This window comes from Paenibacillus farraposensis (assembly GCF_020736845.1).
Lineage (GTDB): Bacteria > Bacillota > Bacilli > Paenibacillales > Paenibacillaceae > Paenibacillus > Paenibacillus farraposensis.
Map to the genome: position 1 here is coordinate 33022 of NZ_JAFFQR010000064.1, position 24286 is coordinate 57307.

22 protein-coding genes are annotated in these 24286 nt (G+C 46.0%); 3 read left to right on the top strand and 19 right to left on the bottom strand.

Translation table 11 applies throughout. The features are described 5' to 3' along the window. Positions 1 to 95: 95 nt before the first annotated feature. The 12 genes from JO375_RS09785 to adhE form a co-directional block, all read right to left on the bottom strand. The gene (locus tag JO375_RS09785; RefSeq protein WP_229524291.1) at positions 96 to 1787 is read right to left on the bottom strand and encodes a family 10 glycosylhydrolase; all 1692 of its coding nucleotides are present in this window, start codon (positions 1785 to 1787) and stop codon (positions 96 to 98) included. Positions 1788 to 1925: 138 nt separating this feature from the next. Beyond that, positions 1926 to 2351, bottom strand: coding sequence for a transcriptional regulator MntR (gene mntR / locus JO375_RS09790; protein ID WP_013310838.1), 426 nt, complete (start codon positions 2349 to 2351; stop codon positions 1926 to 1928). Continuing rightward, positions 2299 to 2508 (bottom strand): hypothetical protein, encoded by a 210-nt coding sequence (locus JO375_RS09795; protein ID WP_229524800.1) that lies wholly within the window; start codon positions 2506 to 2508, stop codon positions 2299 to 2301. The genes mntR and JO375_RS09795 overlap by 53 nt, the downstream gene beginning before the upstream one ends. A gap of 17 nt (positions 2509 to 2525) precedes the next feature. Further along, positions 2526 to 3242: a cytochrome c biogenesis CcdA family protein gene (locus JO375_RS09800; RefSeq protein WP_229524292.1), complete on the bottom strand. Its 717-nt coding sequence runs from the start codon at positions 3240 to 3242 to the stop codon at positions 2526 to 2528. Positions 3243 to 3398: 156 nt separating this feature from the next. Further along, positions 3399 to 5417: a methionine--tRNA ligase gene (metG, locus tag JO375_RS09805; protein WP_229524293.1), complete on the bottom strand. Its 2019-nt coding sequence runs from the start codon at positions 5415 to 5417 to the stop codon at positions 3399 to 3401. Positions 5418 to 5836: 419 nt separating this feature from the next. Next, positions 5837 to 6127, bottom strand: a complete 291-nt coding sequence (yidD, locus tag JO375_RS09810; RefSeq protein ID WP_229524294.1) for a membrane protein insertion efficiency factor YidD — start codon at positions 6125 to 6127, stop codon at positions 5837 to 5839. A 1-nt stretch (position 6128) separates the two neighbouring features. Beyond that, entirely contained in the window at positions 6129 to 6620 is a 492-nt protein-coding gene (locus JO375_RS09815; protein ID WP_229524295.1) for a Fur family transcriptional regulator, read from the bottom strand. Between the two features lie 254 nt (positions 6621 to 6874). Further along, positions 6875 to 9097 (bottom strand): copper amine oxidase N-terminal domain-containing protein, encoded by a 2223-nt coding sequence (locus JO375_RS09820; protein ID WP_229524296.1) that lies wholly within the window; start codon positions 9095 to 9097, stop codon positions 6875 to 6877. A gap of 13 nt (positions 9098 to 9110) precedes the next feature. Continuing rightward, positions 9111 to 9311: a hypothetical protein gene (locus tag JO375_RS09825; RefSeq protein ID WP_229524297.1), complete on the bottom strand. Its 201-nt coding sequence runs from the start codon at positions 9309 to 9311 to the stop codon at positions 9111 to 9113. Beyond that, positions 9311 to 10069: a pyruvate formate-lyase-activating protein gene (gene pflA / locus JO375_RS09830; protein ID WP_229524298.1), complete on the bottom strand. Its 759-nt coding sequence runs from the start codon at positions 10067 to 10069 to the stop codon at positions 9311 to 9313. The genes JO375_RS09825 and pflA overlap by 1 nt, the downstream gene beginning before the upstream one ends. A gap of 65 nt (positions 10070 to 10134) precedes the next feature. Continuing rightward, positions 10135 to 12396, bottom strand: coding sequence for a formate C-acetyltransferase (pflB, locus tag JO375_RS09835; RefSeq protein ID WP_229524299.1), 2262 nt, complete (start codon positions 12394 to 12396; stop codon positions 10135 to 10137). A gap of 327 nt (positions 12397 to 12723) precedes the next feature. Continuing rightward, positions 12724 to 15336 carry a bifunctional acetaldehyde-CoA/alcohol dehydrogenase gene (gene adhE / locus JO375_RS09840; RefSeq protein ID WP_229524300.1) on the bottom strand — a complete coding sequence of 871 codons (2613 nt, stop codon included), beginning with the start codon at positions 15334 to 15336 and terminating at the stop codon, positions 12724 to 12726. A gap of 259 nt (positions 15337 to 15595) precedes the next feature. On the opposite strand from adhE, the gene JO375_RS09845 reads away from it, so the two are divergent. Further along, positions 15596 to 16312 (top strand): Crp/Fnr family transcriptional regulator, encoded by a 717-nt coding sequence (locus tag JO375_RS09845; RefSeq protein WP_229524301.1) that lies wholly within the window; start codon positions 15596 to 15598, stop codon positions 16310 to 16312. 126 nt (positions 16313 to 16438) lie between these two features. Here JO375_RS09845 and JO375_RS09850 read toward each other — a convergent pair whose 3' ends face one another. After that, positions 16439 to 17206: a DODA-type extradiol aromatic ring-opening family dioxygenase gene (locus JO375_RS09850; RefSeq protein ID WP_229524302.1), complete on the bottom strand. Its 768-nt coding sequence runs from the start codon at positions 17204 to 17206 to the stop codon at positions 16439 to 16441. A gap of 340 nt (positions 17207 to 17546) precedes the next feature. Between JO375_RS09850 and JO375_RS09855 the strand changes: the two genes are divergently transcribed. After that, entirely contained in the window at positions 17547 to 17825 is a 279-nt protein-coding gene (locus JO375_RS09855; RefSeq protein ID WP_229524303.1) for a hypothetical protein, read from the top strand. A gap of 87 nt (positions 17826 to 17912) precedes the next feature. Here the strand turns inward: JO375_RS09855 and JO375_RS09860 are convergent, their stop codons facing one another. From JO375_RS09860 to JO375_RS09885, 6 genes are all read right to left on the bottom strand, one after another. Beyond that, positions 17913 to 18257 (bottom strand): winged helix-turn-helix transcriptional regulator, encoded by a 345-nt coding sequence (locus JO375_RS09860; RefSeq protein ID WP_229524304.1) that lies wholly within the window; start codon positions 18255 to 18257, stop codon positions 17913 to 17915. 245 nt (positions 18258 to 18502) lie between these two features. Beyond that, positions 18503 to 19234, bottom strand: a complete 732-nt coding sequence (locus JO375_RS09865) for a ThuA domain-containing protein (protein WP_229524305.1) — start codon at positions 19232 to 19234, stop codon at positions 18503 to 18505. A gap of 20 nt (positions 19235 to 19254) precedes the next feature. Next, positions 19255 to 20223: a sugar phosphate isomerase/epimerase family protein gene (locus tag JO375_RS09870; RefSeq protein ID WP_229524306.1), complete on the bottom strand. Its 969-nt coding sequence runs from the start codon at positions 20221 to 20223 to the stop codon at positions 19255 to 19257. 77 nt (positions 20224 to 20300) lie between these two features. Next, a complete protein-coding gene (locus JO375_RS09875) occupies positions 20301 to 21383 on the bottom strand; it encodes a Gfo/Idh/MocA family protein (RefSeq protein WP_229524307.1) in 1083 nt (360 codons plus the stop codon). Next, entirely contained in the window at positions 21376 to 22143 is a 768-nt protein-coding gene (locus JO375_RS09880) for a sugar phosphate isomerase/epimerase family protein (protein WP_229524308.1), read from the bottom strand. Before JO375_RS09880 ends, JO375_RS09875 begins: the two co-directional genes overlap by 8 nt. 15 nt (positions 22144 to 22158) lie before the next feature. Beyond that, positions 22159 to 23268, bottom strand: a complete 1110-nt coding sequence (locus JO375_RS09885; RefSeq protein WP_229524309.1) for a Gfo/Idh/MocA family protein — start codon at positions 23266 to 23268, stop codon at positions 22159 to 22161. A 165-nt stretch (positions 23269 to 23433) separates the two neighbouring features. Between JO375_RS09885 and JO375_RS09890 the strand changes: the two genes are divergently transcribed. Then, positions 23434 to 24252: an AraC family transcriptional regulator gene (locus tag JO375_RS09890; RefSeq protein WP_229524310.1), complete on the top strand. Its 819-nt coding sequence runs from the start codon at positions 23434 to 23436 to the stop codon at positions 24250 to 24252. The last annotated feature ends 34 nt before the right edge of the window (positions 24253 to 24286 follow it).

A 24286-nucleotide genomic window follows, 5' to 3' on the forward strand; every position in this document is an offset into this window, starting at 1 on the left:
AGATCAAAAAACCTCCGTTCTCTTGGGAGTAAGCAGTTCTACTGCTTATGTATGAGAACGGAGGCCCAAATAGAACCTAATTGATCCAATTTATATCATAATTGATAATAATTTTGAAGAAGCTGAATGAGTCCATACGGATTTTTCCGCAAATGCTGTGCACTAAAATAAATATCCCCTTTGACCTGCTTATAATTTTCATTCAGTTCAAGCTGCTTGATGATCTCCTGAGCGGATTGCCAGCCCTTTTCAGGAGTACCGATTTTATACGGGGAGTGACCGATATACAATTTAACATCTGTATTTTTGACCTCATTGGACCACCATGCAACCAGCTTGTCATAACCCGCCGCCGGGAACCCGATGCTCCAGTAAATTTGTGGTGCTACATAATCAATCCAGCCTTTGTTGATCCAGGTCCGTACATCGGCATACGTCGTATCGTACGCTGTTACGCCTGCCTTCGTATCTGAGCCTGTTATGTCCTGGGACTTGTTGCGCCACACCCCGAAAGGGCTAATCCCGAATTGAACTTTCGGCTTGCTTGCATGAATGGTTTTGCCCAAATCTTGAACAAAACTGTTCACGTTATCTCTTCGCCAGTCGCCCTTATTCGAGATTTTGTTGGCGTTATATGCCTCGAACGTCGCATCGTCATCAAAGGTCCCGCTGTAAGGATAGAAATAATCGTCCAAATGAACACCATCAATGTCGTATCCATTCACCACTTCCATAATCGCCTTAATGACATGCTGACGAGCAGCTGGTATGCCCGGATTGATGTACAACTGGCTACCATTTTTAACAATCCATTCCGGATGTTGAATAGCTACGTGGTTTGCTGCCAATCCGCTGGTTGTTCCTGTCGAATTAGCACGGAACGGGTTAAACCAGGCATGGAATTCCATACCTCGCTCATGCGCTTCACTGATCATAAATTGTAAAGGGTCATAGCCCGGATTCTTACCTTGGGTGTTCGTCAAATACTTGCTCCACGGTACGAGACTGGACGGATAGAGCGCATCTCCGCTGGCACGAACCTGGACGAAAACCGCATTAATGCCCATGCCCTTCAAGTCATCGAGCGTTTTAGTAAACTCCTGTTTTTGCTTCTCGGCACTGCTTCGGGCAGCCGCAGAAGGCCAATCCCCATTAATCGTAGAGATCCAAGCTCCACGCATAGACGTCGATGCCTTTACCTGAACAACATTTCCGGTTGAAGCATTTGAACTGTCCTCGTTCTTGGGTGTGGACGGCAATGGGCTAATCTCCTGCTCATCGTTACCAGCACCTTGGCTCTTACTTCCACCTTCCGGATTAACAGATGAAGACGTATTTGAGGTGGTACTGCTTAACATAATGACTCGCTCTGCTGCCTGCCAGTCCACCTTTAAACCCAGCGCTTCCCCGACAAAACGCAGCGGTACCATGACTCTCCCGCTCGTCATCCGGGCAGACGCATCCAATCGAACAGACTTGCCGTTCACGGTTGCGCTTTGTCCGCCATTTTCCATCGATATATTTTTGTCCTGTGCTGTTATCGTTACCACACCGGATGATTCCGACCAATTCACTTGAGCGCCTAATCCCTCACTGATTACCCGTAAAGGAACCATCGTTACATCGGCTCCCTGTACAATATACGGTGACGTATCACTTTGCAGAGACTTCCCGTCCAATATAATTTCAATATCCCTGTTGGGTGCCGCTTGAACTCCTGGCACGATTGCCGTCTGCACCGCCAAAAGCAATCCGGCAGCAAATAGCCCTATTTTTTTCCGATTCATTTTGTTACAATCCTCCGCTACCCCAGTTAATTTTAACCCCTATCTTGTCCTGCTATATAATGGATAGACGCTAACAACCGGATGTTTGTTGCGGTCGGAATCAATAAAAAAAGCATCTGTCCTTACGGACAATGCTTTTTAGGAATCCCCACTCAGTTCCTTGTGTATATCATGAAGCTGGCGCAAGCGATCTTCATCCCGTCGGAAATATTCGACCAATGTTTCAATGCGGGTGATGGAATCCCAGCTTAAATGGTGCTCAATACCTTCCACGTCTTTATAAATCAGCTCCTTGTCAACCCCAATCATATCCAGAAATTGCTCTAGCAGCTGATGACGGTCAACCAACCGTTTTCCGACTTTTTTCCCCTTGGGCGTCAGAATCAGTCCCCGATACTTCTCATATACAAGATAATCGTCCTTATCCAGCTTCTGGATCATCTTGGTAACGGACGAAGGATGAACCTCCAGTCCCTCAGCGATATCCGAGACACGAGCGTACCCTTTCTCATCAATCAGCTGGTAAATGCGCTCCAAATAATCTTCCATGCTTGGCGTTGGCACTTGTTTCCCTCTTTTCTGTAATTGAACGGGCGCTACCGCCTTTATTTCCTGCGTTAAATCTACATATGTAATGATACATGTTATCATTGTCCATTGGCAAGTCTCCTTGCTCACAGCTATTGACATGATTTTGAACGCATTTTTGAATATATTCCATGGAGCCGTATGCGTATTTCACATAACCAGCAGCCAGTCCGGAGTTATCCGCTGCAAAAACAGCGTTATTTCCGTCATACGGTCAGTCACCAGCAAAATGCCAGTGATTACGAGCAATACGCCACCTGTTTTCATAATGATTGAAGTATAACGAGAGGACAGACGGACTGAGCCTGCCAGCAAAGCGAGTGCAAAAAACGGAATCGCAAAGCCTAACGCGTAGCCTGTCATCAGCTTGAACCAGATATGATGCTCAACTGCCGCCAAAGCGATGATCGCCGTCAACATGGGACCAATACAAGGGGACCAGCCTGCCGCAAATCCAATTCCGATGACAAAGGAACCGGCATATCCGGCAGGCTTCCATGTCCAGCGAAGCTTATGCTCTCTCATGAGGAACAAGGGACGCACCACTCCAAGAGATACCAGCGCCATGAACAGAATCAGCAGACCGGCCAACACTCTTAGCGTATCCCTGTAGTTTTCAAACCATTCTCCAAGCAACCCGACGCTTGCACCAAGCGAATAGAACACGACCGAAAAGCCAAGTACAAAAGCTAGCGTATGTCCCACCGTACGGTAACGTACCTCAGCCTTATGCCGTCCTTCCTCCAGCTCACGAGCCGACAACCCCGTCATATATGATAAATAAGCGGGATACAGCGGCAAACAGCACGGCGAAAAAAAAGAAACCAGCCCGGCTATAATCGCCAACCCGGCGTTAACATTGGTCATCTTCATATCCTCCTACCCGTTTAATAAACGCAAAAGCAAAACAAGCCCCCATTTACTAAAACATACGTGAGAAGGAAGTAAAATATGATGCAAGTCAAAAAGCGCAGGCCGGGCATGAAGCCTCCCAGACCTACGCTGATGACTACTTATTAGCCTCTACTTTACAATCGCACCATTCGGCATGCCTTCCGGTACGGTTGCCAGTGTAAGCTGATCTCCCTGCGAGGCGGCCAAAATCATACCTTGTGACAGCTCTCCCCGCAGTTTTACAGGCTTGAGGTTGGTTACACAGATGACCTTGCGTCCAATAATGTCCTCAGGCGTGTAAAACTTGGCAATGCCCGACACAACCTGGCGCTGCTCATAACCGAGATCAAGCTGCAGCTTTAACAACTTGTCAGCCTTCTTCACCGGCTCACAGGCAATGACCTGAGCGACTCGCAGCTCTACCTTGGCAAAATCCTCAATGCCAATCTCTTCCTTTGCCTCTGGTGCTTCCTGGCCCGCCACAGGCGCGTTCTGTGATTGAACTTGAGCCACAGCCTTCTCCGGCTTCTTGCCTCCTGTCATGGCTTCCACGATGAAAGCAACCTCCTGCTCCGAATCCAGACGCGGGAAGATCGGGTTGCCTTTGACCAGCTGCGTCCCTGCTGGAATACGTCCAAACTGCTTGCCGCTATCCCATGTCGTCAGCTCGCCTTCACTGATACCGAGCTGTTCCCATATTTTATGAGGAGCACGAGTTAAGAACGGCTGCAGTAAAATGGAAGCGATCCGCAGGCTTTCTACCAAATGCACCATGACGGATGCCAATTCGCGGCGTTTGCTCTCATCCTTAGCCAGATTCCACGGTTGTGTCTCGTCGATATACTTGTTGCTGCGACTAATAAATTGGCTGATGGCTGTCAAAGCCACGGAGAACTCCATGTTTCCCATCGCTTCTTCTACTTTGCTGTAAGTCGAGACAGCCATGGCTGTCAAAGCTTCGTCGAATGCTGTTACATTCGCTTCATAAGCGGGTACCTTGCCTGCAAAATATTTGTCTACCATCGCAACAGTGCGGTTCAACAAATTGCCCAGATCATTGGCCAGATCCGAATTCACTCGCTCCACAAAACTTTCCGGTGTGAACGTTCCATCCGCCCCGAAAGGCACCTCACGCAGCAAATAGTAGCGAAGCTGGTCCAGACCATAGCGGTCAATCAACGTTACCGGGTCTACGACATTCCCTTTGGACTTCGACATTTTACCGTCTTTCATGAGCAGCCAGCCATGTGCAAACACCTTTTTGGGCAGTGGAAGATCCAGTGCCATCAGCATGATCGGCCAATATATCGTATGGAAACGTACAATTTCTTTACCTACGATGTGCACATTTGCAGGCCAAAATTTGTCGTACAGCTCGGTATTAGGGGAGCCGTACCCCAAGGCTGTAATATAATTGGACAGCGCGTCGATCCATACATATACGACATGCTTCGGATCACCCTTGACTTTAATGCCCCAGTCAAAGGTCGTGCGGGATACAGCCAAATCTTCCAGCCCCGGCTTGATGAAGTTATTAATCATCTCTTTTTTGCGGGATTCCGGCTGAATAAACTGCGGGTTCTCTTCATAAAATTGCAGCAATCGATCAGCATACTTGCTCATGCGGAAAAAATAGCACTCTTCCTTGACCAGTTCCACAGGGTGTCCGCTATCCGGGCTTTTGCCTCCAGTCACATTGCCTTCAGCGTCCTTCACTACATCCACCAATTGTGTTTCAGTATAGTATGTTTCATCGGGAATACTGTACCAGCCTTCGTATTCTCCCTTGTAAATATCGCCTTGCTTCAGCAAACGGTCAAAAATATCCTGTACAACTGTCTTGTGACGTTCTTCTGTAGTACGGATAAAATCGTCATTGGAAATATCGAGCCTCCGCCACAGTTCTTGTATTCCTGCCACGATGTCATCGACAAAACCTTGTGGCGTTTTACCGGCCGCACTCGCCTTCTGCTCAATCTTTTGACCATGCTCATCCGTGCCTGTCAAATAGCGCACCTCATAGCCACGCAGCCGCTTGTAGCGAGCCATCGCATCTCCCGCTACTGTCGTGTAAGCATGACCGATATGGAGCTTGTCACTGGGATAATAGATCGGTGTCGTAATGTAAAATGTGTTCTTATTGGACATGTGTATTCCTCCTGTTTTTGTTCACCGCAGCCAGCCATATAAGAACTGCTGCCATGATAGGTACTCCAATTCATGGTTGGGTCACAAATTGGGGCACAAAAAAACCCCCGTCCCTATGGGACGAGAGTCACCTCACGCGTTACCACCCAAATTTCCTGTATCTTCGCAGACTACAGGCTTCACCGGTCACAACGGACCGTCCATTAACGCTGGATCACGCCTTTCCCTTACGACTGCGCCAATGTTCACCATGAACCGACGGCAAATACGCTCGAAAAAGGTTCCTCCAGGACCATATTCAGGCTTGCTCCAGACCGGTTTACAGCTACCCCGGCTCTCTGTACTGGACGCTTTACCCTACTCATCCCTTCACAGGAAAACAATATTAACCAAAATATAACCAAACCCACGCAGCGATGTCAAGTCAGTCCCTTTCCGGAATGGCCCGCCAAATGGTCGTCACCAAGTTTTTGGCCCCGTTCTTGAGCTGGAGGAACCAAATCTACCCCACCCGGATGAAAGGGATGACACTTGGCTATACGCTTGGCGGCCAGCCATGAACCTTTAAGCGCACCATGTACTTCTACCGCCTCCAGCGCGTACGCAGAGCATGTTGGATAAAACCGGCATGTAGCTGACTTTAACGGTGAAATATAGGAACGATAAAACTTGATCGGCGCCTGAACCACTCTGCGCGTCGTGATTTTCATTTCAGTAGCCCCCGTGGCTGTGAGTATGACTGCTCGTCTGGCTGAATTCACGATCAGAATGACTTTCATGAAACTCATTCTTCTGTTGGCAATCTTTGCAATAGCCAAAAATTTCAAATTTATGCTCAACGATCTGGAACTGATCCGTCGTATCCGTCATCTGCATTGGACAAAAGGAAATCGGTAATGTTTTTTGACAGCTCAAACAGATCATATGATGGTGATGATGATGCTCATTACAACTTACTTTGAACTTCATTCCATCTTCAAAAGATACCTGCTCCAGCACGCCCAATTCCTGCATGACACGCAGATTACGATAGACCGTATCAAAGCTAAGCCCTCTGTATTTTTTACCCATATATTCATAAACGTCTTTGGGAGACAAATATCCTTCATTCTCGGAAAACAACGTGGCCAGCGTCTTGCGCTGATCTGTAATACGCAGCCCTTGAGCGGACATGGTTGCGATAATCTCATCCTTTGTCAGCATGCGTTCCACCCTCCCCTGTCTGTAGTTTCAGGCTTTCTGATGCAGGCTTAGGCTTGCATCTATTTATTATACCACGATTTAAACCAATATCCTAAAAGATAATCGGACCGATGAGTAAGAAAAAGACGTTCTCCAGGACTGCAACCAAATCCGCAGCAGGAGAACGCCTATTCTGCAAAAAATATTTGACTTTTAAACGGTGAATGATGAGACCCAAACGGTCTAGTCGGTGAAAAGTGACCGATTATTTCATATTAGTTTTTAATAGGCGGCAACGGCATAACAACTACGGAAACCGGCAAGTTACTTCCTGCTGCCGCAGTGAAATACATCTCTACACTTTCCTCAATATGGCCTGTACGATACAGCACACTCATTTCATTTGGAGCTTGCACAGAACCATTGGTCGGGATGCCTACTATCTGATTGTTAACCATCGCATAACCGGCATATTCACCACCACGCGGGTTGAACGCAATCAGGGAATAAGGTGCAACATGGTCCAGTTTAACTTTATAGACGACGCCAAAGTTACCGGCATTGGAGGCAGCAGAGCCGTCCAGACCGTCTGTACCAAGCAAGTTCGGGTCTACTTTATTATCGCCAAGAACGATACGCTGAGCTGTTTTTCCAACTTCTTCCGTATATTGAAGCGTCACATCCGAATTAGCGTACGTTCCACGGTTATGAATGCCGTCCTTAGGCAGCTTGGCCAAAGTAGGCAGCGCGACTAAGGGATCTGCATTGGCATCCAGGACAATTACTGTGTATTGAATTGGTTGATCCGTATACAAATCGGATAAGAGAGAAATGACCTGTTTTTGCTTAATTTTTTGCGCGTTCAAATCCTGTAAAATAACGCGGCTCTCGCCTGGGTTCAGAACGGTGCTGGAACGCTTGCTTCCATCCAGCATGGATTGAAAGTATCGCTGAATCGAAGTTTTACCTGCAGCCGTCGCAAACTCGGACGGTCCGGCAAAACCGGAGTTTTCGACATTAATATTGGCTGGCGTAATATTATTGTTGGTTGCAATAACATACATTTTCACATCTCTGCCCGTTTCATTCACATGATGGACGAGTATGCGTGTGCTGCCTGAGCCCGTTTCTTGATAAACAATGCCATCCTGGAATACCCGTTCCGGACTGTTGGCACGGATCAGAAGACGTGGTGAAGACGTACTGGTCACTGGAATGGTAGCCATGGCAGGCACCTGACTGCCGTCTACACTATATTTATCACCGTAAGGCGTGAAGATTTTGTTGAAATCATCTTCACTGTAGAGCAGTTCATTGGTAATTTTAATCGTTTCGCTTACAGTACCTGTTGCACCATGTTTATCAGTGACGGTCAATGTGATGGTCACATCACCTGGCTCAAAAAACGCCAGTTTCTTGTTTACCCAATCACGCTTGGTAATCGCATTTTCATCATCGGTACTCAGATCCGTGATCGTGATTTTTTCACCCATCTTATATTCTTTTTTATCTGTTGTAAACAGAGCCACTGGCGGCTGATTCGGTGGTTTTACCGTAATCGTAACTGAGTATGGATCACTCCAGTTACCTGCGGAGTCAAGAACAGAATAGGTAACTACATATGTACCCGGCTCCTTAAAAACGTCCTGCTTCCCTTCCCAGCGTTGATTCACAATCGGAAGACCTGTGGGAGAAGATTCCTTTGTCAAATATGTCACTTGGGTTTCGCCCGCGTAGATATCTTTTTGCTGAACCGTGAAGGAAGCTTTAGGCTTCTGATTCAAATCCAAAATAACCTGTTTGGTTGTATTATTCACAGTATAAGGAATATTTAAGGCTTGTGTAATAGAAGTCAGCGGCACCATAAATACGTTCTTTTGCTGGAAAGCCGGCCCCTTCATTTGTCTAGCTTCACCGTTAACCGTATAAACCTTGCTGTCAGTCTTAAAACGCAGCATATTTGTTCCTTGGGTAATTACGGTTTCTTTCGTCACAGTGTCATAACTAAATTGTAATCCGACGCGGCTGACAAGCGAACGAATAGCTACATAGGAAACCCCGTTCTTGACTGTCATTGGCTGAGTCGCAATGTACACCTGTCCGTTTTGTTCCATTTTTGCACTGTTTAAATATAAAATTAATTGATTTGCATTTCCGGATGATGGAGAGCCACCAGGATTGGTGATCGTTCCGTCTCCTCCATATACATCACTGGATACGTTTGATCCATTAGTAGTATCTGTAGGCAAGTTAGACAATGGATCACTGGTTGTACCTTTGCTATCAGGTGTTCCTGTGCCGTTTGGTATACCCGTGTTATCTTGACCTCCGATGCTATTTTGAACGCCGGATTCTGCAGCATTGGTCTGAGCCTGCTGTGTGTTAACCGAATCGGTAGATTGAACGGTTGTTGTTGCTGCTTCTGCTCCTACAGGGGCTACTGCTGCCACCTGTGCAACCGCAAGCGCGGTGAGCATGGTCCACTTCTTGAAATTCATTGTCTGTCTCCTTCTATCCCAAATTATTATCATTCCCGTAAAAAGTCATACTATTAGACGCGGCAGTAATCAAAAAGTTGCTGGGTATTTTTGCCGGAAATAAAAAAAGGAAACTTCCTCCTGGAACTGCAAAAAACCAACAAAAAAAACCGCCGCCCATCTGATTTGATGTAGCGGCGGCTGTATAAACAAGTAGCTTTGAAGCCATCTTCATTATGACGGGTAACAGACAGTATTCTTCCCTGCAGTCTCCAGACGCCCCTCTTCAATGAGGCGGTAAGCACGTTGAACTTCTTCTTCCGTTGGAGACGGAACCCCTTCCAGCGGATATGCCTTGCCGAGCATTTCCCATTTGTATACACCCATTTGGTGATAAGGTAGAATTTCGAACTTTTCGACCCCGTTCAACGTACCGATAAACCTACCCAAATTTAATAAATCCTGCTCGTCATCATGAATGCCTGGTACAAATACGTGTCTAATCCACATTTTGCGCCCTTGTTCAGACAACCAGCGCGCCGTATTCAGCATACGGTCATTGGACTTGCCTGTTAGCTTAATATGCTTGTCATTATCAATATGCTTAATATCCAGCAGCACCAAGTCCGTAACGTTCAGCAGCTCTTGGATACGCCCTGCATCATTAAAGCCGTTACTGTCCAGCGTGGTGTGCAAATTCCAGCGACGCTTCACTTCTTTGAACAGCTCTGCTACAAAATGAGCCTGCAATGTCGGTTCTCCACCAGATACAGTCAATCCGCCTCCTGAAGACCGGTAGTAGGCCAAATACGGTTCTATTTCAGCCAATACTTCCTCCAGTGTCATCGGATGGCCTTCATTCAAAGCCCAAGTATCAGGGTTGTGGCAATATTGGCATTTCAACAAGCATCCTTGCATAAAGAGCACGAAGCGGATGCCGGGACCATCGACGGTCCCGAAGGTTTCCAATGAGTGTATGTGGCCTTTCAACATGTTGCATCATCCTTCCCGCATCCGCTATGCGTGCGTCATTGTATTATTATGATAGGTTTAGCGAATTACATTGTACCGTGGAAAGTACGGTTAATAACATCCAGCTGTTGCTCACGAGTCAGCTTGATAAAGTTAACGGCATAACCAGATACACGAATCGTAAGCTGTGGATAATTTTCCGGATGTTCCATTGCATCCAGCAGTTGCTCACGAGCAAACACATTGACGTTCAAATGATGCGCATGGCTTCCAAAGTAGCCGTCCATCATGGACACAAGGTTGGTTTTACGTGTTTCTTCTTCTTTGCCCAGTGCTTTAGGCACGATCGAGAAGGTATTCGAAATACCGTCCAGGCTATGTTCGTAAGGCAGCTTAGCTACAGAACTGAGAGAAGCCAAAGCACCTTTTTTGTCACGACCGTGCATTGGGTTCGCACCTGGTGCAAACGGTTCGCCTGCTTTACGTCCATCCGGTGTTGTACCTGTTTTCTTACCGTACACTACGTTGGAAGTAATAGTCAATACAGATTGAGTAGGAATCGCATTCCGGTAAGCTTTGTGCTTGCGAATCATGCTCATGAAAGTCTCTACCAGTTCTACTGCGATGGTATCTACCCGATCATCGTTATTACCGTAGCAAGGATATTCGCCTTCGATTTCAAAGTCAACGGCAATTCCTTTTTCATTACGGATTGGTTTTACTTTTGCATATTTAATCGCACTCAGGGAGTCAGTAGCAACGGACAGACCCGCAATACCACAAGCCATGGTACGAATAATATCACGGTCATGCAGCGCCATTTCAATGCGTTCGTAGCTGTATTTATCATGCATGTAGTGGATTACATTCAAAGTGTTCATGTACAGTTTTGCCAGCCATTCCATCATAGGTTTGAAGCGGCTCAACACTTCTTCATAATCCAGCACTTCGCTTGTAATTGCCGGGAACTCAGGTCCTACTTGTACGCCGGATTTCTCATCCTTACCACCGTTAATCGCATACAGCAGGGCTTTAGCCAAGTTGGCGCGAGCACCAAAGAATTGCATTTGTTTACCGATTTTCATTGCAGATACACAACATGCAATACCATAATCATCGCCATAGATTGGGCGCATCAAATCGTCATTTTCATATTGAATGGAGCTGGTTTCAATCGAGACTTTTGCACAATATTTCTTGAAGCCTTCAGGCAGCTTTTCCGACCACAGTACAGTCAGGTTAGGCTCTGGAGCAGGTCCCAAGTTGTACAGAGTGTGCAAGAAGCGGAAGCTGTTTTTGGTAACACGAGTTTCTCCAGTAACAGACATACCACCAATTGATTCTGTTACCCAAGTTGGGTCTCCACTAAACAGTTGGTTATAGTCAGGTGTACGCAGGAACTTAACAATACGCAGTTTCATAACAAAATGGTCGACCAGTTCCTGAGCTTGTTCTTCTGTCAGCGTGCCTTCTTCAAGATCACGTTGAGTATAAGCATCAAGGAATGAAGATACACGTCCAAGGGACATCGCTGCACCATTTTGCTCTTTGATTGCTGCTAGATAGCCAAAATATACCCATTGGAAAGCTTCCTTCGCATTGCTGGCTGGTTTTGAAATATCAAAGCCATGATCGGCAGCCATTTGTTTCAATTCGTTCAGAGCACGAATTTGTTCGGAAATTTCTTCGCGAAGACGAATTATATCCTCTTCCATCGCGTCAACTTCAAGGCTCTTCAATTGAAGCTTTTTATCTTGGATCAAGAAATCTGCTCCATACAAAGCTACACGACGGTAGTCACCAATAATGCGGCCACGGCCATATGCATCTGGCAAACCAGTAATAATACCTGCTTTACGAGCTGCTTTCATTTCATCTGTATAAGCGTCGAATACACCTTGGTTGTGCGTTTTGCGGATATGTGTGAAAATATCGATAATGCTTTCAGGCACTTCAAAGCCATAAGCTTTACATGCGTCAATCATCATCCGAATTCCGCCAAACGGTTGCAAGGAACGCTTGAACGGTGCATCTGTTTGTACACCAACAATTTGTTCTTTATCCCGGTCCAGATAACCCGGTTTATGTGAAGTAATAGTAGATGGCGTATTCACGTCTACATCAAGTACGCCGCCGTTTGCCAGCTCTTTTTTAGTAAGATCGGATACAATTTCCCACAGTGCAGTTGTGTTGGCAGTAGGGCCTACCAGGAACTCTTCACTGCCAACATAAGGCGAAATATTGGTTTGAATAAAATCGTTGACGTTGACTTCTTTAGTCCATTTGCCTTTTTTAAAACCTCTCCAGCCAGATTGTTGCTCTTGTAATTCTCTCTCAATCACCGACATGTAAATCCCTCCAATTTGTTTGATCTTCCGGACTTGTGATTCTTTTCACTATGGTTAAATCTCTTGAGTCCGGCCTTTTCACCGATGCCTTCGCTCAGTGTCGGGACCTTTCTTACACCCTTATTGTAGAATAATGATAGAGTGTAGTATGTGATATAAATCACAATATGAGTGATTTTCATCACTTTATTTTTCCTTTGCTCCCGCCTGATTCCTTTAACCTTGTCACTCACCTCCCTTCCCAAGCCAACAGGCCCTCTATTATAGAGAGCCTGTATTGGTATTAAACGGGAAAATGCTTGTTACAAGCCTCTTCATACCTATATATTATTGGTCAAAACGTCCGTAGAAGGCATTGCGGTATACATCAGCCAATTCAGTAACCAGCGGCAGCTTCGGATTCGCAGTTGTACATTGGTCTTCAAAAGCGCGGTCAGCCAAATAGTCTACACGTGCTTCGAAATCCTTCGGATCAAAACCGAGTTGTTGGAACGATTCCTCGATACCGAGTGTTTTGTTCATCTTACGAATGGCTTCGATCAGGCTGTTAACCCCTTCTTCGGTAGTACGTGCAGGCAATCCGAGTATGCGAGCAATCTCTGCATAACGCTCATCCGCAACAAAGTTCGAATATTTAGGGAACGAAGCGAATTTTGTCGGTTTTTTCGCATTATAGCGGATGACGTGCGGCAGCAAGATCGCATTCGTGCGGCCATGTGCTGTATGGTATTGTCCGCCCCATTTGTGTGCAAGACTATGGTTAATGCCCAAGAATGCGTTGGCAAACGCCATCCCTGCAAGCGTGGAAGCATTGTGCATTTTTTCACGGGCAAGCTTATCAGCAGTCAGAGCCGATTTCTCCAGGTATTGGAATACCAGTTGAATGGCTTTAATGGCCAGACCGTCTGTGTAGTCATTTGCCATTACAGACACATAAGCCTCGATAGCATGGGTCAGAACATCCATGCCTGTATCGGCTACAGCCGTTTTAGGCAGCGAATATACAAACACAGGGTCAATAATTGCCACATCAGGAGTCAGCTCATAGTCAGCCAGCGGATATTTCGTGTTGCCCAGGTTTTTGTCTGTGATTACCGCAAAAGAAGTAACTTCCGAACCTGTACCCGAGGTTGTAGGAATAGCTACAAATTGCGCTTTTTGGCCCAGGCGCGGATATTTGTAAATCCGTTTGCGGATATCCATGAATTTTTGCTTCAGGTTGTCGAAATCTGTATCTGGATATTCATAGAACAGCCACATGCCTTTGGCCGCATCCATTGGAGAACCGCCGCCCAGTGCGATGATGCAATCCGGTTGGAAACGTCTCATCATTTCTGTACCACGCTCTACCGTCACTGTCGATGGATCTGGCTCCACTTCAGAGAAGACTTCGATTGCTACCGGTGTTTGGCGTTGATGCAAATAATGAATAACCCGATCCACATAACCAAGTTTCACCATCATAGGGTCTGTGATAATAGCGACACGTGTGATATCAGGCATTTTAGCCAGGTATTGAGTCGAATTTTTCTCGAAATAAATTTTAGAAGGTACTTTGAACCATTGCATATTCACCGTCCGTTTCGCCACCCTTTTCACGTTAATCAGATTGACTGCCGATACGTTCGACGAAGTCGAGTTACGTCCGTACGAACCGCAACCGAGTGTCAACGATGGAAGGTTGGTGTTATAAATGTCACCGATCGCACCATGTGTGGAAGGTGCATTTACAATGATACGGCCTGTTTGCAAACGGTTTGCGAACCGTGCGATTACGTCCTCATTGTTCGAGTGTATAGCGGACGAGTGGCCCATGCCTCCAAACTCTACGACTTCAGCCGCACGTTGAATACCTTGTTCAGCATTTTTTACTTTATAGCAAGCCAATACCGGACTCAATTTTTCCGCTGACAATGGGTATTTGGTTCCTACCCCTTCAATCTCAGCGACCAGAATTTTGGTACCGGCAGGGACAGTAATACCGCTCATTTCGGCAATTTTCACAGCAGACTGTCCTACGATGGCTGGATTTACTGCACATTTCTCTACATTCATAGCCCCTTGAGTAAGCTTGGCTGCTTCTTCTTTATTCACAAAGTAGCAACCGTTAGCGATCATCAGCTTTTTCACTTGTTCAAAGATTGGTTCTTCGATAATGACTGCTTGCTCGGAAGCACAGATCATACCATTATCAAAAGATTTTGAGAGGATCAGATCATTCACAGCTTGTTTGAGGTCCGCTGTCTTTTCTATAAAGCAAGGCACGTTACCAGGACCAACGCCCAGAGCAGGTTTACCACAGCTATATGCCGCCTTAACCATGCCTGATCCGCCTGTTGCCAGAATCAGTGCCACATCCGGGTGATTCATAAGTGAATTGGTCTTATCCATTGAAGGTGCTTCGATCCATTGAATACAATCAGCCGGAGCGCCGTGTTTAACGGCTGCTTCAAGCAAGATACGTGCTGCTTCTGCGCTACACGATTGAGCGGATGGGTGGAAACCGAAAATGATCGGGTTACGTGTTTTAATGGCAATCAACGCTTTGAACATTGTAGTTGCAGTCGGGTTTGTCACGGGAGTGATCCCCATAATGATACCGACTGGCTCTGCTATCTTTTGAAAACTGTCAAAATCATTATCTTCAATGACACCGACGGTTTTTTCATTTTTGATGCTGTGATAGACATATTCTGTCGCAAACATGTTTTTAGTGATTTTGTCTTCATACACACCGCGTCCTGTTTCCTCAACAGCGAGCTTCGCCAGGTACATGTGTTTATCCATCCCTGCAAGTGCCATAGCTTGTACGATTTCGTCAATCTGTTCCTGATTCATGCTCATGAAAGCTTGCTGTGCCCGGTTCGCCTTATCTATCAAGGTTTGAATGTACTGCTCTGCGCTTTGCTCTTTTTGGATAACCTCATTTTTAACAGCCATTTCCCTCATCCTCCTGTTATCTTGTATATTATCTCTTGTTTACGAACTAATCGTATCACAGCTTCTCAAGATATTTTGTGATTTTTTTCACAATCTATTTAAAATTTTATTTTTGTAGTGAATTTAATCACAAAGTTTGCAAATCTGCCACTTTTCTCCCCTCTTCTTGCTCCAAAAACACATTGCACAGGTATATAATAAATTTGAATTGATCAAGTTGCAGATAAAAATAACATAGGAAACAAAGGGGAAATGGACGATGAGAAACCCTGCAAACGTAATGGAAGCTCACGGTAATACCTGTTGCTTCTCGGAGGCCAGCTTCAACCGGCTCCAAGTGATTATGAAGGATCGGGTCATGCCTGAAAGTTCGCACCTGTTCTGGGAAGGAGACACAGCGGATAAGCTGTTTTATATCAAACGCGGACGCGTGAAAGTAACGAAAACAACGGATGAGGGTAAGGAACTTATTCTATATATGTATCAAAGCGGCGATCTTGTGGGTCAGGCTGACCCATTTTTCGGCACCAAACATTCCTTTTCTGCTGAAGTGCTGGAGGACAGTGATATTGGTGTCATTGATCATACAGACTTGGAGCTGCTTATTTGCCAGCATTGTGATTTTGCCATTGACTTTATGAAATGGATGGGCTCGCATCACCGCATTACTCAGACCAAGTTCCGCGATCTGATGATGTATGGTAAGCCCGGTGCTCTCTGCTCGACCCTGATCCGATTGTGCAACACATATGGTGAGCCCCACGGTGATCGTATTCTGATTCATAAAAAAATCACTCATACGGACCTTTCCAATATGATCGGTGCCACCCGTGAAAGCGTAAACCGGATGCTAAGCGATCTGCGTAAGAAAAATGCAGTTGAATATGAAAATGGGATGATTGTTGTCAAGGATTTGGAAATGCTGCAGAACGTCTGTCATTGCGAACTGTGTCCACGTGAGATTTGCCGGATTTAATTATATTTTTTCGAATCCAAACAGGAGTGTTCTATGCCATGCCGGTTATAAAACACTCCCTTATTTTATTTTTTTATACTCCCCAAATAGCAACTAACCGTGGAACCCTCTTGATCCAACTCATTTTTAGAACTGAAAGCACAGATAACTTAAATTCCCCATCTCATAACTTCTGTGGATTACTTTAGCTTTGTTCGCCGGATTTCCGCTTCCCATCGCAATAAACAACGGCACAAAGTGCTCTGCTCTCGGTACTGCCTGACGGGCATACGGCGCTTCGCTTTCGTAGCGGTCCAAAGCTTCAATATCGCGGTTTTGCACCTTTTCTATAATCCAGTCGTCAAAATCAATAGCCCAAGGCTCTGTTTTCGTTTCTCCCCATTTGACGATGCGCAGATTATGGACCGTCACACCACTGCCAATGACCAAAATATCCTCTTCTCCCAGTCCGCGCAGCACTTCCCCAACGGCATACTGTGCTTTAGGTGAAAGATACGGATTTACAGAAATCTGGACGACCGGGATATCCGCCTCGGGGTACATACGATGCAATAGTGTCCATGACCCATGATCCATTCCCCTCATCTGTTCCGTTTGTACATCCATGCCCTTTTGCTCATATAATTCCTTCAGCTTATTTGCTAGTTCCGTCGAACCATGTGCAGGATATTTCACCGCATACAGCTCCGGCGGAAAACCGCCAAAATCATAAATTGTATCGTATACGCCATCCATTGAGCTGATGGTCAAGGTCTGCGTCTCCCAATGGGCAGTAAAAATAACGACAGCCTTGGGGCGAATGCTCTTCCCTAATTGTTTCAAAAAAGCAGTATATTCTGTCTGTTCAATCGCAAGCATTGGTGAACCATGGGCCAAAAATAAAGCCGGTACCATATAAAAATCCCCTTATCATTGATTTATTTATTTTTTTCATCCGGTAACTTTATGTAAGTGATAATACATAAGTAATATGGTTATGTCAATAAAGATTTCTGCATACAATTAAAAAACAGCCATACTTAAATAATGATTGATATAGGCATAAAGTCATAGTAATATGTAACTAATAATTTCCGAAAAATTTATTCCATCTCGATAAAAAGGACTGGTTTCTATGGATATACATACTGCTAATTGCCCAAAATGCGGATCTGTTTTCCGTCAAAATCTTAGAAACCTATGTAATACTTGTATTCACGAAGAAAATGTATTCCTCGACCGCTGTTCGAACTACTTGTGGAAGCACCCTGCTGCGCACACTCGCCAGCTTAGTGATGCCACCGGAACACCTATGGATTTGCTCATAGACTGGATAAGAGCAGGCAAGTTTCCCTCCACATACAGCCAGCTTGATTATCCTTGCGAATCCTGCCGAGCCCCCATTTATACAGGCAGACTGTGCCATTCCTGTATGGGTACATTCCGTATGGCTGCACTGGATATTCAGACCCGTATCCCGCGCCGCACAGCAATCGGAATATTTTCGGTTGCTGGACGTGCCAAGAGCTATTAAGTGTCTATCTATATTGACTATAAAAAACCGCCTTTTTTCTAGAAAAAGGCGGTGGTTGCTATAACAAACACTCATTTAGTTTGCTGCTCATCTGATCCATTCCTCAGCCCAAAATTGAATCTGCTCCATGACCGGCTGAAGTGCGCGGCCTTTGGATGTAAGCTCGTATTCAATGCGGACAGGGGTTTCCGGGTATACATGGCGTGTAAGAATTCCTTCATTTTCCAGATCCTTCATCCGTTCTGATAACATTTTGTCACTCATTGTGGGAATCAGATTGGAAATATCCTTAAACCGCTTGGGGCCGCTCATCATGGATTGAATAATCAATCCGTTCCAGCGCTTTCCCAAACAAGAAAAGGCGGTTTCAAAACGCGGACACATTTTTGTAACTTGCGGTTGACCCTCCAAATTTTTCACCTTCTTTTGCATTTCGGTTTGATAAAGCTTTCCTTTTGTTAGTATATATCATTTTAGCACACTTTATCCCAGAAGAAAACACTTTCTTCTTAAATTAATACCTGCTTCGATAAAGTTTCCATGGCCACAGCTGATTATACTACAACATAAGCAACTGGTATATGATGAAATCCTCAAAGCAAAAACAGGCCGAATCTCTTGGGATTCCGCCTGTCTTTTGGTTTATTCAAGAGCTTGTCGAGACATAATGCGTGTGATTATACTACCACTCCATGGAGAGGTCTTACAGGCTCACCCCTGCCATATATTGGGTTAACGATACCTGACGGGCAAGCCCAGCGGATGCTGTTGGCAATGACCTTCAAAATATCAGGCTGATAATAAGTCGGATATGTTTCATGGCCTGGGCGAAAATAAAATACTTTACCACTCCCCCGGCGGAAGGTGCAGCCGGTTCTGAATACCTCACCACCTTCGAAATTACTCACAAACACCAGTTCATCCGGCGTGGGAATATCAAAGAATTCGCCATACATCTCTTCGTGCGCCAACACTATTTTAGCGTCTATTCCTTCCGTAATGGGGTGTGAGGGATTGACGGACCAGATTATCTCCTGTTCACCTGCAACTCTCCATTTCAGATCACAACTTGTGCCCATGAGAGCTTTGAACGGCTTGGAAAAGTGGCCTGAATGCAGGACGATGAAGCCCATTCCTTCCAGTACTCGTTTTACAACACGAGCTGCCACTTCATCACTTACCTGATCGTGGGCTTTGTGCCCCCACCACAGCAGCACATCTGTGGCATTCAGGACGTCTTCTCCCAAGCCATGCTCCGCATCATCACGCAAAGTAGCTGTTCGAATAACAAATTCCTCACCGGCCAAGCCGTCTGCCAATGCTTTGTGAATCCCGTCAGGATAGACCTGCTTTGCTGCATCATTCAGCTTCTCATTCAGAAATTCATTCCAAATGGTCACATTAATCATCAACATTTCCCCCTACTAGGTTAGACCCACCACATCTCGGTCAACGGTTCTTCAATAAGCACCTGACGGAGATTATGAACTGCCTTCGTAAAGCCTTCTTCGACGGACATCAAACCATCTTCATGCTCAATACTCACCACATAGTCATAGCCTACCAGCCGGAGAGCACTGATGATATCCGCCCATGTCTTAACATCATGCCCATAGCCCACAGTACGGAATTGCCATGCGCGATCCAGCATTTTTGTGTATTCCTGCATATCGGTAAGACCATATTTGTTCACATTGATCGGGTCAATCGTCGTATCCTTTGCATGAAAATGGTGAATGGCTCCCGCTCGCCCCAAAATCTGGACCGCCTGCACCGGATCAATGCCCTGCCACCACATATGGCTCGGATCAAGATTCGCACCAATGACCTCTCCAGCGGCTTCACGCAGACGAAGCAAGGTCGCTGGTGTATGAACGGAGAAGCCGCCGTGCAGCTCCAGTCCAATTTTGACATGATGATCTGAAGCAAATTTCCCGGCCTCACTCCAATAAGGAATGATTTTATTCTCCCATTGCCATTTCAGCACTTCCTGAAAATCATTAGGCCACGGAGCCACAGGCCAGTTGGGATACTTTGCGTCTTCATGATCGCCCGGACAGCCGGAAAATGTGTTCACAACAGGAACTTCCAGCTTCTCCGCGAGTCGAACGGTTTTAAGAAATGTTTCATGATCAGCCTGGGCCAAGTGTTTTTGCGGGTGAAGAGGGTTGCCATGACAGCTAAGCGCACTAATCATGAGTCCCCGGGACTCTACTGCTTTTTTGAAGTCTTTAAGCGCCGTTTCATTGTCCAGCAGTTCATCCGGCTTGCAGTGCTTATCTCCCGGGTTGCCACCTGTACCGATTTCTACAGCATTTAGCCCTTGGGAAGCTACATAATCCAGCGCCTCCTCCAGTGAACGTCCCCCGAACAACACCATAAATACACCAAGTTTCAAATGAAATCCCTCCCTGTATCATATGTGAAAAAAGCGTCTTTTATTATTATGATGGTTTATGCGGGATATTTGCGGGTTTAATCAAAATAAACGGCTTTCCCCGTGCGTGCCGATTCATATATAGCTTCCAAAATTTCAGTAACCACCAGCGCTTGCTCCGGTTTAACAAGCGGCTCTTTGTCATCCAAAATCGTCTCAATCCACAAACGGGCTTCGCGGTCCGCCTCATTTTCCGATTCTCCGGAGTAGAAGTCCACACCACCCGCATTCAGATCTATTTTCGTATCAAACAAGCGACTATTTTTCTCCCCGTTAATACGCAATCCGTCCTGCATATCGGCTCCGCCTTCTGTTCCGCATAACAGCGTCTTGGCTTCACCAAATTCGACAACGTTTAATGCCCAACTGGATTCCAGTATAATCGTTGCTCCATTTTGCATCGTAATCAAACCAAAAGCAGAATCCTCCACCTTAAATTCCTTAGGATTCCAAGGTCCAAAGGCATTCGCTGCATTTTCACGGTTCCCCAGTTTATGGAAGATTGAGCCCATTACACTTTTTGGCTTGTAATTATCCATCAGCCAAAGGGTTAGATCGAGTGCATGCGTTCCAATATCGATAAGGGGGCCACCGCCCTGCTTCTCTTCATCCAGAAACACTCCCCATGTCGGAACCGCCCGTCTACGCAAAGCTATAGCTTTGCCCAGATAAATTTCGCCAAGCTCTCCCTGCTCGACTAATTGCTTTAAATACAAGCTATCATCGCGATAACGGTTTTGATACGCAATCGACAGTTTTTTACCGGTCCGTTTTGCCGCAGTGAGCATTTCCCGTGCCTGCTCGGCTGTTTTGGCCATCGGCTTTTCACATAGAACATGCTTGCCCGCCTCAAGCGCGGCGACCGTAATTTCCGAGTGCGAGTCATTGGGTGTACATACATGTACGACTTCAATATCTTTATTTTCAAGCAGCTTTCGGTAATCACTATACACTTGGGAGCCTTCGGCCCCAAACTTTGCTGCTGCTTCCTCAGCGCGCTCCGGAATAATGTCGCAGAAAGCGACGATCTCTGCCCGCTTTTGCTTGGCAAGACTCGGCAAATGCTTGCCGTTCGCAATGCCTCCACAACCAATAATTCCGATTTTGAGTGTTTTAGACATGAATATTCCCTCCCCGGGCTGCGTATTGTTGGAGCCATTTCAAGCTAGCTTCAATGCTTTCGATTGGAGGATTTGAGCAAAAATCCTGTTCGACGACGATCCAATCGACACCGGCCTGAATAGCAGCGTCTGCAATGGCATGAAGCTGTACTTCTCCTTGACCAAGCTCTACAGTAATTGCTTTTTGCTGTTCGTCACGTGCCATATCCTTTAAATGAATGATAGGCAAGCGTCCACGATAACGTCCGATGTATTCCACTGGATCATAGCCTCCATAGTATACCCAACAAGTATCCATTTCGACCTGTAACAAATCCGCGGAAACCGCATCATATATAGCATCAAATACTGGACGATTACTTATTTTCTCCGTCAATTCAAAATCATGATTATGGTAAGCCAAAATCAGGCCCTGTTCCTTCACCTTTTGACCAATCCGAATCAGATTGGCAAAAAGATCATCCCATTGGCGCTGTTCTTCGGTTAAATAAGGAACGATCAGGTACTTATTGCCTAATTCTTTGTGATAAGCAATCTCCTCATCCAAATGATCCAGCAAGCGAGTATATGGCACGTGAGTTCCGACAACTTCCAGTTTCAATTCATCCAAAAGCGCTTTGACATCCTTGGCACTGCGCCCGAAAAAGGTATGGAATTCCACCCCTTTATAGCCAAGCTCAGCGACCTTGCGCAATGTAGCTTCAAAATCCTGTTCAAGATCTTCCCTTACGCTGTACAATTGCAATCCTACTTCAGCCATTTCCCTTCACCTCTTCTATTTGGATGGGTTTACCGTTAGATCTGCTCCGTCGTACAACTCCTCGTCCGGCTCATATGTGCTTTCCAAAGTGATATGTCTTCCTTCCAATGAGGAGCGTTGAAAAGCATGCATAGCTTCCAGCACATGGTAGGCTAATTCAGCATTGGCACGATGCTTCTTGTTACCACGAATAGCCCTTACCATCTCGCATGCACCTATTCCACGCTCATTTTTCCCACATTCAAAAAGGGGCTTCAACAACTCTGTATTCTCCCCTTCAGGTTGACGAAGCTTGACATCCCCGTTAAAAAAGTTCGGATCAGGTAAGTTCAAAGTCCCTTTTGTTCCGTAAATTTCAATTCGCGGCAGTTCGGAAGCTCCCTGAATATCAAAGCTGGTGATTAGCGTTGCGATAGCTCCATTATGAAAATCCAGGGTCCCGGCCAGGTGCGTTGGTGTCTCCACTTGCAGTGGCGTACCGCTTTTGGGACCGGAATGTATATAACGTTCCGGGATCTGAATCCCTACGGAGCCGCTGATCCGCCGAATGGGTCCAAGCAAATGGATCAGCGAGGTTAAATAGTAAGGACCCATGTCAAACATCGGCCCACCTCCAGCCGCGTAAAAAAATTCCGGATTTTCGTGCCACCACTCCGGGCCCCTCCCCATTAAAAAGGCCGTAGCAGCTACTGGCTGACCAATCATTCCCGTCTGTATGGCATGGCGTGCCGTCTGCATGCCAGCACCGAGAAAGGTATCCGGAGCACAGCCGACTCGTAGATTTTTAGCTTGGGACAGCTCTAAAACACGCTTGCCTTCCTCCAATGAAACCGCCAAAGGCTTTTCACTGTACACATGCTTGCCTGCCTCCAGTATGGCCACATCCGTCAGTGCATGGCTGCCAGGCACAGTCAGATTAAATACAAGCTCAATCTCAGGCTGGCGCAGCAACTCATCCACTTTGTATACGTTTTCAATGTTGAACTCATCAGCCCTCGCCCTGGCCCTTTCCTCCAGCAGGTCAGCGACAGCTACCACTTCAATAAGCGGACTGTTTCTCAGATTTTCAAGATATGTCGAACTAATGTTACCGCAACCGATGATCCCGGCCTTCATTCGTCCCACGTCATCACACTCCTTGGCTTCTAACATGTGCTTTGTTATATAACATGTAAGCTTTACAGTTCACATGGTATTCTATTTCGCTTTCGTTTAAAATGAATAATATGATTAAAACATGAACAATCTGGTCAATATTTGAAACAGCTAATTGCCCAAAGGAGTTATCCTATGTCTATCGTCGAGTCTTGTCAGGTTCTTACCGCAGGCTATTCCTTCCATCGTAAGCCCTTTTATTCGAACCAGCCTGACGGGATTAAAAATTATTTGTTTCGTCTGCAAACAGAGGGACGCTGCCAGGCCCGCATTAATGGGAAAATGACGCGAATTGAGGCAGGCGATCTGTTGCTGTTCAATCCTACCGAGCCCTATGAGCTGGATATTCACAGTGAGTTGAATTCCATGGGTGAGCAGATCGTGGAAAGCGGGGATTATCACATCTTTTTCGGTGGCTCCTGGGTAGATGAATGGTGGAATCACCACAAACGGCCTAACCGGATCAAGGTTCAGCTCACAGAAGCCCTGCTCGGCCCATTCCGCCAGCTTGTGATGGGGCAGCGTCGTATTTCCAATCCTTACCCGGAAATTTCAAGCTATTACATACGCATCTTGTGTTTGGAGTTCGACCGTATGCTTTCCGAGCATCCTATTGCAACACATCATAACTATCTCGCTTATCAAATTAAAAATTATATTGAGGAAAATGCGTCCTCCAACTTCAAACTGGATGACGTGTCTTCACATGTCGGGATCAGCGTATCGCGGGCAGTACATCTATTCAAGGAAACATTCGATACCAGCATTATGCAGTATACGCTGGACATCAGGCTCAACATGGCGAGGGAGCGAATCATTTTCAGCCCTTTGTCACTGGAACAAGCCGCTGAATCGTCCGGCTTTGCAAACTACACGTATTTTCACCGTGTATTCCGTTCCCGGTTTGGCATGTCACCCAAGGAGTTCAGGGTGATTCACCGCGAGCAATTATAAATGAGGAGAGCGTTGCTTGAACGCTCTCTTTTTT